Origin of the sequence: Olsenella urininfantis (genome assembly GCF_900155635.1) — a bacterium.
Taxonomy (GTDB): domain Bacteria; phylum Actinomycetota; class Coriobacteriia; order Coriobacteriales; family Atopobiaceae; genus Olsenella_G; species Olsenella_G urininfantis.
Window position 1 is genome coordinate 605,185 of sequence record NZ_LT732540.1, and the last position, 11,892, is coordinate 617,076.

Genomic DNA, 11,892 nt, shown 5'->3' on the forward strand with positions numbered 1-11,892 from the left:
CCCGCCAAGGCGGGTGCCCTTGTCACAGGCGGTTTGGGACGGCGTGGCTACGAGCGGGGCCTGCCAAGAGCCCGGCCCATGCCGCTCCAGGGCCCAACTTCCACGGGCTCGGACTCGTCCCAGAGCTTGAGAAGCTCTGCGGGCACGAACTCGCGCCTCACGTCCACCTCGCCCCCGTAGAGGTTGAACCAGTCGGCGCTCATGACGAGGAAGCCGTCCTTGCCCTGGTCCTTGCCCCAGCTGTTCTCCACGCGCCACGCCTTGGGGCGTCCGTCCTCGCCCAGCTCCACTCCCTGGAAGGTCATGGCGTGGGTGAGGCAGGTCTCGTGGATGTCGACCATGTCCTGGCGCGACATGGAGAGGTCCACGCCGAAGAGGCCGTCGAGGTCCATGGCGTCGGTGGAGAGAACGTACCTGAAGTCCTCGACGTGACGGGGGAACTTCTGCATGACGTCGCAGGCCATGGCAAGCGGGTAGCCTGCGCGCAGCGACGCCACGGCGGCGTCCTCCAGCACCTCGGGCTCGACGTTGAGGAAGAGGCCGGGCATGCCGCCCATCACGGGATCGGTGAGGGTGAGGTGGTAGACCTTGCCGAAGGGAAGCAGCGTGCCAGGGATGGAGACCAGGCTCACGAAGCCCTTGGGGTCAACCTGCACGTAGCGCTCGGCAAACTGCTGGGGCGTGATGCCAAAGTCGCGAAGGATCAGAGAGGGCTTCTCGTCCTCGTCGCCCTCGCCCTTCTTGGGGGCGGGCTCGACGGGGGAGAGCTTAGCCTGATCGACCTTGGCGTCCTTGCCCACCTTGAGCTCGAAGTCGAAGGTGATGGGGGGCTCGCCCAGGCAGGTCGCAAGCACCTTCCAGACGTCCGCCATGATCTCCTGCTTGAGCTCCCGCAGCTCGCCTGCGCCCCTGCCGGCCGCATGGGCCTTCCTGAGGGCCATGGTGCCCTTGCGCACCACACGCCAGAGCTGGTCGTTCATCTCGGAGGAGTTCTTGGAGCTGGCGGTCTCCGGCATGACGGACTTGGGCACCAGGCCGTACTTCGCGACCAGGTTCATGGCGGAGGGGTAGTAGCCACCGTCGCTCACGCCAAACTCCATGAGGTACTCCACCTCGCGGGACTCGGTGGAGAGCTCGGCGGTCTGGATCGCGTACTCGAGGGTGGAGTTTGCCTTCTCGAGCTTGTCGTAGAACATGCCATAGGCCTGGCTCAGCTCGAAGCTGTCGACGTCCAGGATGCGCATGGCCTCCTGTCGCAGCACATTGAAGGCGGAGAACATCCAGCAGCGGCCGCTCTGGCGCTGGTTGGTGATGTCCCCCACCTTGGGGATGGCGATGCCGTAGGTGTCGGTGTAGGTGCTCATGATGCTGTAGTCGCGCGCGGCGGCCATGACGCCCATGGAGGTCGTGGCGTTGCGGGCGATGCGGCTGGCACGGCAGTTGGCGAAGGCCTCGTGTTGCTCACGACTCCAGTCGGGGGTGATTGCCTCTTCGGACATGTGATTCCTTTCGTCTGCGGTATGCGGTGCGAGATGAAATCTCGGCCTGCCCTAGTGGGCGAGCGTTCCCATGGGGTCCCAGGGCTCGAGCACGATGGGCTCGCTGTCGAGGGCCGCCCTCTGATCCTCGCTCAGGTACTTCCTGTCCACGACCACCTGGTAGACGTACTCGTCAAACCAGGCGTCGGAGAGGGTGTCAAAGCCGTTGCGGCCATGGTCCTTGCCCCAGCTGTTCTCTATCTTCCAGAGCTCGGGCGATCCGTCCTCGCCTAGCCTGACGCCCTCGATGACCATGGCGTGGGTCATGACGGACTCGCCGAAGTCGAGCCTCTCGGCCTTGTCCATGCTGCCCTCGATGGCAAAGCCCATGAGGGTGTCCACGTCCAGCGCCGCGGTGTCCATGATGCCCTCGTCGCCGAGGTAGCTCTGGTCCACGTCGCAGCCAAACCAGACGGGAAGCTCGTCCTTCAGCTGGGCGATGGCCACGCGCTTGAGCTCTGCGGGCTCCAGGTTGAGGTAGCGCACGGTACCGTCCTCAACCACGTTGCCCAGGCGGCTCACGGTGTAGCTACGGCCGAAGGGCTTGTCGGCGGTGGGGGCGCTGATGAGGGAGACGTAGTCGTCGAGCTCCATGGCGACGGCCTCTTTGAAGAACTCCTGGGGCGTGAAGCTGCCCGAGAGGACCAGCTTGTCGTCCTTGTCGCGCAGACGCACGTCAAAGCGCACGGGAGGCTCGCCCAGGCAGGTCACCAGCAGGTGGTAGACGTCGTCGAGCATCTCCTTCTTCATGGCGAGGAGGTCCTCCTCGCAGCAGCCCGCACCGGCGCTCTCGCGCAGGCGCTTCGCACAGGAGCGCAGGTAGCGCGTGAGGTACTTGTCCATCTCGCGCGTGCTCTCGGAGCAGGCGGTCTCGGGCATGGCCTCCTTGGGCACCACGCCGTACTTGCGCACCAGGCTCTTGAACATGTCCCACTGCCCACCGTCGCCAATGGGGTCTGCCAGCAGGAAGGCGAGCAGGCGACCAGAGAGGGGCTCGTCCAGGGTGTCCAGGACGTTCTCAAGGAACCAGTTGCTCTTTTCCAGCTTGTCGAAGAAGAGGGGGTAGGTCTGGCTCAGCTCGAAGGTCTTGAGGCCGTACTTCCTCATGATGCGGTAGCGCATGGTGTTCAGGCTGGCGAACATCCAGCAGCGACCCGAGTGCTTCTGGTCGCAGCGCTCGCCCTGCGTGAGGTCGATGTCGAACTGCAGGCCGTTGTTGGCCACGCCCTCGGGCACGCGGGCGGCCTTGCGCAGGCCCGCCGAGGTCACGGCGTTCTTCGCGACGATGTTGGCACGCTCGGCGAGGAAGTTCTCGCGAGAGTTCGCGAGGTCATCGACAGTGACGCTTCTCTTCTCGTCCATGGTGGTCCCTCCTTAGGGGTCCTGTCGTTGTTCAGCCCCTCGAGGATAGCACGCTAGCTGCGACTTCTTGGCTTGCGAGGCATCACATCATGTGTTGGTTACGTGAGCTGAGCGCCGGCGCGTCTGTCCGGTGCGACCGCTCTGCAGGTGGGCCAACGCGCGTCCTTCGGCCGAGAGACGACTGCGATGTCGTGCTGACCCACCTTCCTCCCGCCTGCGGGTGGGCCAATACGCACTTTTCCACTGGGGAGGCCCTCAGATGCCGCGTTGGCCCACCAAAAGGGCCTCCCCAGGTGGGCCAACGCGTGCTTTTCGAATGTGCGGCCTCGCATACGTCGCGTCTGTCCACCAATGTCGCCTCTCGGGGTGGGTGAATGCGCATTTCGCAATGTCTGGAGGCCGAACGCGTCGCCTTCACCCACACACCCTGACTACGAGTCGTGCGCGAGAGGGCACGACAGCGCGTGTACGGCATATACTGCTGGAAACGCCGGCCGCGAAGGATTGCCGGCAACGTCGCCCTGAAAGGGTCCCGTGAAGATGAGCCTGCTCGCGCCCGAAGCCCCTCTCTACGAGTTGCCCGACCACGCTCTCAGGGTGATCCATGCCCTTGAGTCGGCAGGGTTCGATGCCTGGGTTGTGGGCGGGTGGGTGCGAGACGCGCTCAGGGGGGTCGAACCACAAGACGTGGACGTGACCAGCTCTGCCCCCTGGCAGCAGGCGAAGTCCTGCCTCGAGGCCGCGGGAATCGCCGTGCGCGAGACGGGCACCGCCCATGGGACCGTGACCGCTGTGGTGGACGCCCGTCCCATAGAGGTCACCACCTATCGCGTTGAGGGGAGCTACTCCGACCATCGCCATCCCGACGAGGTGCACTTCGTGACGGACGTGCGAGATGACCTGGCGCGGCGCGACTTCACGATCAACGCCATGGCCTTCCATCCCCGGCGTGGCCTCCTCGACCCCTTCGGGGGAAGGGCGGACCTCGCGCGAGGCGTGATACGGGCGGTGGGCGACCCGAGGCTCCGCTTCGAGGAGGACGCCCTTCGCGTGCTGAGGGCCGTGCGCTTCGCCTGCAGGCTGGGCTTTGACATAGAGCCCGCGACGCATGCGGCGCTCGTCGCGTCGGCGTCCGGGCTCGATGACATAGCCCAGGAGCGCGTGGGGCAGGAGATGGAGGGCATAGTCTCCAGCGGCCGCGTGGGATGGGCGCTGCTCAACGCGGGCGAGCCCCTCTTCCATGCGATTCCCGAGCTGCGCGCAATGCGAGGGTTCGACCAGCGAAGTCCCTACCACAGCTACGACGTGCTCGAGCACACGGCGTGCGTGTGCAAGGCGGTGGAGGAGTTCACAGGGGGGCTTGCCTCCGACGAGCTGCGCTGGGCGGCACTTCTGCATGACGTCGCGAAGCCGCTCTGCTTCACGCTCGACCAGGAGGGGAGGGGCCACTTCTACGGGCATCCCCAGCAGGGCGCCAAAATGGCCGAGCGCATCATGCGCAGGCTTTCTCTGCCCAACAGCCTGGTCCTTCCCGTGCGCACGCTGGTGAGGTTGCATGACCACATGGTGATGGCATCGGGGCGCTCCATCAGGCGCACCCTGCTCAAGTTCGAGAAGGCCTGCCCGGGCCGCGCGAGAGAGCTCTGCTTCGCGCTCATAGACCTCAAGCGCGCGGACGCGGTTTCCAAGACCCCCGCTGCGGCGCGGTATGCGGTGGAGGTCGATCAGGTCACCATGGCGCTCAGGCGCGAGCTGGCGTCGGGCGCGGTCTGGAAGCTGCGCGACCTTACCGTGAGCGGGGCTGACGTCATGGCCGAGACGGGCATTGCCCCAGGTCCCGGCGTGGGTATCATCCTGGACGGGCTGCTCTCGTCCGTGGTAAACGGGGACCTGCCCAACGAGCGCGAGCAGCTGCTCGCCGCCATCCGCCTGAGGGGGTAGGGGCTCGGGCAAATGTCCGTGGACTCCATCCGCAAAAAATGTCTTTGGATATCTCGGAAGGTAACTCCTGTGTAACTCAAAGAAGTGTCATTTCGCGAATATGTTCACATGCCCTTGGTAATCAAGTATCAGCTCCCGCGTGAACGGCTGGAAGAGATATGCCACACGATTGGTAGCTGTTCCTCTCCTTGAGGGAGAACGACTCGTACTCCGCCGACTGCCACACGAGCGGCGAGCCCGGGAATATCTCGCGGAAGCGGTATCGCCGGTCGCTCGCGAACTCCAGCAGTTGCTCGTAGAAGTGCTGCGTCAGCGCGTCGGAGTGCGCCGTCACGAGGTTCTGCGGCTTGGGGTTTCGCCCCATGTGCCATATCGAGGCCATCGAGACGGTGGAGCTCTTCGCCGTGCGCGGGGGCATCGAGACGCTGAGGAACTCGGCCTCGGCGCTGGTCTCGAACCATTGCAGCTCGCGGCACAGGCGCATGAGCCGGGAGGGGTGCGAGGGCGTGTCCGGTGGATGTGCCCCCAGTCCGTCTCAGTTGGCGCTCGTTTGCTCTCTGCAACAAAAAAGTCCCTCAGCCGAAGCCACGGGGCCAGTCGCGCGCATGTTCCGGCCCGCGCGCCGCGCCGCTGGAGGCGGGGCAGGGTCCCGCCTCCCCAGACCGGGCTAGTGTAATCCACAGACTAGAACTAATCGAATTAGCCTGTCGGCTGGTCTGTCCTGCCGCCCTCCACTACGGTGAACGTCGGCTTGGGCTGGCTCTTGTCGCTCGCCCACTCGGGCGCTACGAGCGTGGTGAAGAGGCCGCAGTCGTCGCACGCCTCGTAGGCGGCATCGGGGTTGAGCGTGCCCGCGAGCCGTGTCTTGTGCCCGCAACGGGGGCAAAGCCTGACCTGCCTCGCCATGGAGCGGAAGTAGGGGTTCGTAACCGGCCTGTCGAAGAGGCCGTCTTGGCTGAGTCGCATCTCAAGCTGCCTTCCTGAGCTTGTACCACGTGGTCTTGCCGACTCCCAACGTCTCCCAAGCCTCCTTGGCCGTGATTTCCCCGCTATCGACCATTTTCGTGAGGTCGCGAAATTGTTGCTCGTCGTACTCCACGGGCTTGCGGCCAATGCGGAAGTCGGGGTTGTTGGCCCGCGCGACCTCCATGCCCTCGGCGAGCCTCTGGACGATCATGTCGCGGTCGAACTCGGCCATGGCGAACATGACGGTCAGCATCATGCGCCCCATGGGGGTGTCCTCGACGGTGCCCATGTTGAGCACCCGCACCGTCACGCCGCGCTCCATGAGGTCGCGCACGAGCTCGCAGCCGCCGAGCGAGGTACGCGCTATCGAAGTTGCGGTTGTAGACGTCAAGCGCAGGTTTCCAGTTGTCGTATGCGGCGAGTAGCTTAAACCCCGCATTCTTGAAGCCAAGAGACATACCGCCGCAACCTGAGAACAGATCAACGGCTGCCATGCGAACGCTATGCTCCCCGCCAGCGCTCAGCGCCACTACCCCCCCAGTTCCGTTTGCATAGCTGCACAAAATACCCACCTATACCTTCTCCTGCAAGCTAACTATGACACCAGTTGCCGCACGTTGCTTGCCACACCCTTTGCCGTCAACGCTCAATCTCCCGGAATCACGGCCAGGAGAGAAGAGCGCCTGCGAGTATGTACTTCATCCCGGACAGAAATATTAACCGCTTCATTTCCCAAGCTTGTACCACGAGAAGGACAGCTGGGCTGAAAGATGAGATTGGCTCACGCGCATCGTTTTCGCCATTGTGACGTTTGAAGATTTCTATGCCACCAACCTTGGCCGCCGGCCCGGTTGCGCGCTACGTTGTTGCGGGTAGTCCGCAGCCCGGCCGTCCATGCCCAGCGGGGCCTACTGCGAGTCGTTTAGCGTCATGTCCGTCATGCGTCACGCCCGCCCAGCGGCGTACACCCTACGCGTGCCCGTCCGGTCTGCTACCGTCACTCACTCCGTCGCGCACAACCGGTCCATCGTCCAGCGTGGGCGGCATAGACCTCACGGCAACGGTCACGGCGGCAGCCACTGCAAGCCACCAGCCAGCCTATCTCGGCTGCACACGCAGCAGCTCTCACGCGCGCCGCACGGCCCAGAAGCCCAGCAGCGTCCCAGACGCCCCCAGTGTCAGCTCAACATCGATGCCAAGACGGTCGAGCACCTGAAGGCGCGGAAGAAGCTCCATCGCAAGGAGTTCGACCTGCTTTGCAAGGAGCAGAAGCGCGAGACGCCGGTCTGCTGCTCTGACAAGGGCGATTACATTGTGCCCGAGAATGACGAGCAGGCAGCTCTGCTCATCGGAAACCTGCTCTCCCAGCCACCCGCCGGTAAACTGGTTGAGAAAGATCCACTGAGGATGGCGGCTTAGAAGCCGTATTGTGTCCTCAATTGTGTCCTGGTTTCCGTTGTGTCCTGATTGTGTCCTAGAGGGGAGGAGAGATGGCCTACATAAAAACAAACAGGCCACCGGATTGTACCGATGACCTGCGAAGTTTTTGGTAGCCCGTACCAGATTCGAACTGGTGATCTCCGCCTTGAGAGGGCGGCGTCCTAACCGCTAGACGAACGGGCCAAAGGCGCCTGAAGGGAACAGATGGTAGCCCGTACCAGATTCGAACTGGTGATCTCCGCCTTGAGAGGGCGGCGTCCTAACCGCTAGACGAACGGGCCATGCTCTGTGCCAGGCAACACATGGCTGGGACGGAGAGAATCGAACTCCCACTGACGGAACCAGAATCCGCTGTCCTACCGTTAGACGACGTCCCAATCACAGTGTTGTGCGCTTCAGCGCGAGAATGAACTATAAGGGAAACAAAAGGGGGATGCAAGTGGAAACGCCAAAGAACTTTGCTTCACATTTCCTGCCCATGACCGAGCGTTGATTCCCTGGCAGCGAGAGGGGAGGTCGGGGTGGCCGAGGCGACGCCCCAGGGAAGATCGGGGTGTTTTCTCGCCAAGTCTACCTCGAGAAACACTCCGAACCCGCACTTTGCGGCAGGGCCCGCCCGGGTCAGCCCTAGAGCACCTCTACCTGGCAGGACCTGAGCGTCTCCAGCGCGGCCTCATGCCTCTGGGGCGTCACGCCCGCGCAGCAGCGGCTGTCCACCACAATGTCGGCCTCGGGAAGCGTCGCGTGCAGCAGGAGGGCATTGGACACCACGCAGATGTCCGTGCAGAGCCCCACCAGCTCTATGCGCAGCGGCTCCTTCTCGCCCAGCCTGCCCAGCATCCGTGCAAGCTCGAGCGACCCGAAGCTGGGCTTGTCCACCACATGGCTCTCGTCAAGGAGCTCCGTCACGTCAGGTCTGATCTGCCAGCCCTCGCTGCCACGGATGCAGTGCTCGACGGGAAGCAGCCTTCCCTCCCTGGTCTCGAGGTAGTCGGCCTCGTGCGTGTCACGTGTGGCGAAGACGTCCTCGGGCTGGTAGAGGCGTATCTTCTCCTTCACGCGCTCGACTATCCCCTGCGCCTCGGGCGTGCCCAGCGCGCCGTCGATGAAGTCGTTCTGCATGTCTACCACAACGAGTATGTCCTTCAAGTCAGCGTCCTTTCCAAGCGTTTTCCAAGCGTTTTGTCCCAAGCCCTTGCGCAGCTAGCCGCAGCGGCCACAGATCTTGCAGGCGGAAGGCGCCGCCGCAAGCCCTCCTAGCGCGGTCTCGCGCAGCGTGGAGGGAAGGCTGTCTCCCACGGACTTCATGGCCCCGACAACCTCGTCGAAGGGGAGGGGGTCAAGCACGCCCGAGAGGGCCAGCTGTGCGGCGCTGATGGCGTCCGCCACGCCGATGGCGTTTCGGTTCTGGCAGGGGTACTCCACCAGCCCGCGCACCGGGTCGCACACGAGGCCCAGGAGGTTTGCGATGGCCGTCGAGGCTGCGGAGAGAGCCAGCCTGGGGCCTCCTCCCAGCATCTGGGTCACGGCCGCCGCGGCCATGGCCGCGGCCGATCCCACCTCCGCCTGGCAGCCGCCCTCGGCCCCCGCGACGGAGGCGTTGCGTGCCACGATGGCCCCCACCGCGCAGGCACACCAGAGCGCCTCCTGCACCTGCTCGTCCGTAGCACCAACCTCCTCCGCAACGGCGAGCACGGCGCCGGGCACCACGCCCGCCGAGCCCGCGGTGGGGGAGGCAACGATCACGCCCATGGCCGCGGAGCGCTCGAGGACGGCCATGGCATAGGACACGGCCCTCGTGAGGGTCATCCCCATGAGCAGTGATGCCCAACGGGCCGCCGCCTGGTCCACGTCGCGCGCCTGCCCGCCGAGGAGACCTCCCAAAGAGGCAACGGGCGTCTCCAGGGGCTCTTTGGTCTCCGCTCGCATGACCTCGAGCACGCGCGCCATGCCCGCGTCCACGTTCGTCCCGGGCTCGAGCTCGAGCTCTCGCCGGCGCATGAGCGCGCCTATGGAGAGGCCCGTCTCGTCGCAGCGCGCGAGCAGCTCGGCGCCATTGTCGAAGCCGCACCCGAGCTGAGTGTCGGGGGTGGCCTTTGCCGCCCCGGGGATGTCCACCACGCTTGCGCTGTAGATGTTGCTCGCGGCCCTCAGCTGCGCCAGGAGCTCGGGACCTATGGTCTCGTCCAGCTCGAACACGGTGGACGCGCGACCCCCGCGCTGCTTGCGGTAGGTGCGGATGGTCGCTATGTTGACCCTCTCGCGCGAGAGGGCCCCCGTGAGGGAGGCCAGCACGCCCGGGAGGTCGCGGTGCGAGACGAAGAGCGTGGGGTAGTCGCCGCTCATCTCCACGTGGACGCCGTCGATGGAGCTCACGCGGATGCGGCCTCCGCCCAGCGACTCGCCGGTGACCGAGGTCTCCTGCCCGCCCTCGCCGCGCATGGTCACGCGCACCGTGTTGGGGTGCAGCCCCGCGTCATCAGGCCCCTCGACGAAGGACCAGCTGAGCCCCTCCTCGCGCGCGAGCTCGAAGGAGCGCGGCACCCGCGTGTCCTCGGGGGAGAGCCCCAGGATGCCGGCGAGGAGCGCTCGGTCGCTGCCATGGCCCCTGTAGGTGTGCGAGAACGAGTTGAACAGCGTGAAGTCAACGTGGCTGACCTTCTCGGGCCCGAGGGAGCGGGCGACGAGGGCGATCCTCAGAGCGCCGGCAGTGTGCGACGAGGAGGGGCCCACCATGACGGGGCCCAGTATCTCGAAGGCGGAGGTCTGCATATGTCTCCCATCCCGCGTAGGCGTGGCGCCGGCGCGGCTTGAGCGTGATGTTCCCAGATGATGATACGTCGATGCTTCCCCTCCCGCGAGCGGGCAAAACGAAAGTGGGACCTCTCCCTGCGAGCGGAGAGGCCCCACTGCTCATGCAATGAGCGGTCTTGTCGGCAGATCAGGCGCCCTGGGAGCAGAGCGGCATCGCGCGCTCAAGGCGAGCCAGGGTCATGTTGCGCCCCAGGAGCTCGAGCGACTCGCCCAGGGGGGGAGAGACCTGATTGCCGCATTCGGCGACGCGCACGGCCCCGTAGAACTTGCGCTTGTTGATCTCGAGCCTCTCGGGAAGCACCTCCAGCGCGGCGTCGATGGCGGCGCTGGTCCACTCGTCCTCGCCGATCTGCTCGAGAGCCTCGCAGGCCGCAGCCAGCGCCGTGGCGGCATAGTCCTTGGCCAGGTTCTTCTCGACGGACTTCTCGTCGAACTCGAGCCCCTCTCCCGCAAAGAGGAAGCGAGACTTCTCCACCACCTCGGGTGCGAGCGTGGTGCGGGGCTTGAGGATGCTGGCGAGGAGGTCGAACCAGTGGCTGCTGACCATGTAGGCGGCCTCGGGGTCGTCCTTGACAAGGCCTGCCTGATGCAACTGGGGAAGGAGCAGCCTCTGGGCGAACTCCGAGTCGCTCATCGCCTGCAGGTACTGGCCCTGGATCCAGTCGAGCTTCTTGAAGTCGAAGGTCGCGGGGTTCTTGCTCACATGGTCCAGCGAGAAGCGGCTGGCAAGCACGTCGCGCGGGACGATGGTGGTCTCGCCGTCAAGCGCCCAGCCAAGCAGGGCCAGGTAGTTCACGAAGGCATCCGCGTCGTAGCCCTGCTCGCGGTACTCCTCCACGGAGGTCGCGCCGTGGCGCTTGGAGAGCTTCTTGCCATCGGGGCCCAAGATCATGGAGATGTGGGCGAAGGTGGGGGTGGGAGCGCCCAGCGCCTCGTAGACCATCACCTGGCGGGGGGTGTTGGAGAGGTGGTCGTCTCCGCGAATGATGTGGGTGATGCCCATCATGGCGTCGTCCACCACGGTTGCGAAGTTGTAGGTGGGGGTGCCGTCGGAGCGGAAGATGATGAAGTCGTCCAGCTCGCGGGCGTTGAAGGTCACGTCGCCGTGGACGGCGTCGTGGACGATGACGTCGCTGCGGTCGAGGGGTACCTTGATGCGCAGGACGTAGGGCTCGCCAGCGTCGATGCGGCGCTGGGCCTCTGCGGGGTCCATGTCGCGGCAGGTGCGCTGGTAGCCCTGGAAGGGGTCCTTGCGCTCCTGGGCGGCGGCGCGGTCGGCCGCGAGCTTCTCGGGCGTGCAGAAGCAGGGGTAGGCCTTGCCCTCGTCCCAGAGGCGCTGGGCGGCCTGCTTGTAGAGGTCGAGGCGCTCGGTCTGGGCGTAGGGGCCAAAGTCGCCGCCGACCTCGGGACCCTCGTCCCAGTCAAGGCCCAGCCAGCGCATGGCGCGCAAGATGATCTGGGTGTTCTCGTCAGTGGAGCGGGTGGGGTCGGTGTCATCGATGCGCAGGATGAACGTGCCGCCGTTGGCGCGGGCAAAGGCCCAGTTGTAGATGGCGGTGCGGGCGCCGCCCACGTGGAGCTTGCCGGTGGGGGACGGCGCAAAGCGAACGCGCACGGGCTTGTCTGCCATGGAGTCTCCTCCTCGTTGGGTTCCTATCTTCATACGGTTCATAAGTATAGCGAGGCGAGAAGTGCCTCCCGCCCTGACGTGCCATTGGGGATGGGGCTAATGGCACAATTGACGTCCCGAGCCGAGAAATGCGGGCATTGGCGGGGAATCGCTGCCAACGCCCGCATTTCTCGGCTCAACGTCCTCCCGACCCTAATAAAG

The 11,892-nt window shown here is 65.2% G+C and carries 10 protein-coding genes, 3 tRNA genes and 1 pseudogene; 2 read left to right on the forward strand and 12 right to left on the reverse strand.

What is annotated here, in order from left to right:
* Positions 1 to 47 precede the first annotated feature (47 nt).
* Together CZ375_RS02715 and CZ375_RS02720 are read right to left on the reverse strand one after the other, a co-directional pair.
* Positions 48 to 1,499, reverse strand: a complete 1,452-nt coding sequence (locus tag CZ375_RS02715; protein ID WP_077597776.1) for a C1 family peptidase — start codon at positions 1,497 to 1,499, stop codon at positions 48 to 50.
* 51 nt (positions 1,500 to 1,550) lie between these two features.
* A complete protein-coding gene (locus tag CZ375_RS02720; RefSeq protein ID WP_077597777.1) occupies positions 1,551 to 2,900 on the reverse strand; it encodes a C1 family peptidase in 1,350 nt (449 codons plus the stop codon).
* Between the two features lie 540 nt (positions 2,901 to 3,440).
* On the opposite strand from CZ375_RS02720, the gene CZ375_RS02725 reads away from it, so the two are divergent.
* Positions 3,441 to 4,841: a CCA tRNA nucleotidyltransferase gene (locus CZ375_RS02725; protein ID WP_077597778.1), complete on the forward strand. Its 1,401-nt coding sequence runs from the start codon at positions 3,441 to 3,443 to the stop codon at positions 4,839 to 4,841.
* 121 nt (positions 4,842 to 4,962) lie between these two features.
* On the opposite strand, the gene CZ375_RS02730 is transcribed toward CZ375_RS02725, so the two are convergent.
* The 4 genes and pseudogenes from CZ375_RS02730 to CZ375_RS08465 all read right to left on the reverse strand — a co-directional run.
* The gene (locus CZ375_RS02730) at positions 4,963 to 5,325 is read right to left on the reverse strand and encodes a hypothetical protein (protein ID WP_077597779.1); all 363 of its coding nucleotides are present in this window, start codon (positions 5,323 to 5,325) and stop codon (positions 4,963 to 4,965) included.
* A gap of 215 nt (positions 5,326 to 5,540) precedes the next feature.
* Positions 5,541 to 5,807: a hypothetical protein gene (locus tag CZ375_RS02735; protein ID WP_077597780.1), complete on the reverse strand. Its 267-nt coding sequence runs from the start codon at positions 5,805 to 5,807 to the stop codon at positions 5,541 to 5,543.
* A 1-nt stretch (position 5,808) separates the two neighbouring features.
* A complete protein-coding gene (locus tag CZ375_RS02740) occupies positions 5,809 to 6,198 on the reverse strand; it encodes a recombinase family protein (protein ID WP_159438347.1) in 390 nt (129 codons plus the stop codon).
* Positions 6,199 to 6,232: 34 nt separating this feature from the next.
* Positions 6,233 to 6,301: pseudogene (locus CZ375_RS08465) on the reverse strand (DNA cytosine methyltransferase); the annotation flags it as partial.
* Positions 6,302 to 6,701: 400 nt separating this feature from the next.
* On the opposite strand from CZ375_RS08465, the gene CZ375_RS02745 reads away from it, so the two are divergent.
* Positions 6,702 to 7,226 carry a hypothetical protein gene (locus CZ375_RS02745; RefSeq protein ID WP_159438348.1) on the forward strand — a complete coding sequence of 175 codons (525 nt, stop codon included), beginning with the start codon at positions 6,702 to 6,704 and terminating at the stop codon, positions 7,224 to 7,226.
* Between the two features lie 128 nt (positions 7,227 to 7,354).
* On the opposite strand, the gene CZ375_RS02750 is transcribed toward CZ375_RS02745, so the two are convergent.
* The 6 genes from CZ375_RS02750 to gltX all read right to left on the reverse strand — a co-directional run bounded on the left by CZ375_RS02750 (position 7,355) and on the right by gltX (position 11,691).
* A tRNA-Glu gene (locus tag CZ375_RS02750) sits at positions 7,355 to 7,430 on the reverse strand.
* Positions 7,431 to 7,452: 22 nt separating this feature from the next.
* Positions 7,453 to 7,528: transfer RNA gene (locus CZ375_RS02755), tRNA-Glu, on the reverse strand.
* A gap of 22 nt (positions 7,529 to 7,550) precedes the next feature.
* Positions 7,551 to 7,624: transfer RNA gene (locus CZ375_RS02760), tRNA-Gln, on the reverse strand.
* Between the two features lie 250 nt (positions 7,625 to 7,874).
* Entirely contained in the window at positions 7,875 to 8,396 is a 522-nt protein-coding gene (locus CZ375_RS02765) for a cysteine hydrolase family protein (RefSeq protein ID WP_077597782.1), read from the reverse strand.
* A gap of 54 nt (positions 8,397 to 8,450) precedes the next feature.
* A complete protein-coding gene (sdaAA, locus tag CZ375_RS02770) occupies positions 8,451 to 10,019 on the reverse strand; it encodes an L-serine ammonia-lyase, iron-sulfur-dependent, subunit alpha (RefSeq protein ID WP_077597783.1) in 1,569 nt (522 codons plus the stop codon).
* 169 nt (positions 10,020 to 10,188) lie between these two features.
* A complete protein-coding gene (gene gltX / locus CZ375_RS02775) occupies positions 10,189 to 11,691 on the reverse strand; it encodes a glutamate--tRNA ligase (protein WP_077597784.1) in 1,503 nt (500 codons plus the stop codon).
* Positions 11,692 to 11,892: the final 201 nt, after the last annotated feature.

Bases quoted from the DNA above. Each gene is read 5' to 3' on its own strand.
- CZ375_RS02735 (WP_077597780.1), bottom strand. From the start codon at position 5,807: ATGCGACTCAGCCAAGACGGCCTCTTCGACAGGCCGGTTACGAACCCC.
- gltX (WP_077597784.1), bottom strand. From the start codon at position 11,691: ATGGCAGACAAGCCCGTGCGCGTTCGCTTTGCGCCGTCCCCCACCGGC.
- CZ375_RS02725 (WP_077597778.1), top strand. From the start codon at position 3,441: ATGAGCCTGCTCGCGCCCGAAGCCCCTCTCTACGAGTTGCCCGACCAC.
- CZ375_RS02730 (WP_077597779.1), bottom strand. From the start codon at position 5,325: ATGCGCCTGTGCCGCGAGCTGCAATGGTTCGAGACCAGCGCCGAGGCC.
- CZ375_RS02720 (WP_077597777.1), bottom strand. From the start codon at position 2,900: ATGGACGAGAAGAGAAGCGTCACTGTCGATGACCTCGCGAACTCTCGC.
- CZ375_RS02745 (WP_159438348.1), top strand. From the start codon at position 6,702: ATGCCCAGCGGGGCCTACTGCGAGTCGTTTAGCGTCATGTCCGTCATG.
- CZ375_RS02715 (WP_077597776.1), bottom strand. From the start codon at position 1,499: ATGTCCGAAGAGGCAATCACCCCCGACTGGAGTCGTGAGCAACACGAG.
- sdaAA (WP_077597783.1), bottom strand. From the start codon at position 10,019: ATGCAGACCTCCGCCTTCGAGATACTGGGCCCCGTCATGGTGGGCCCC.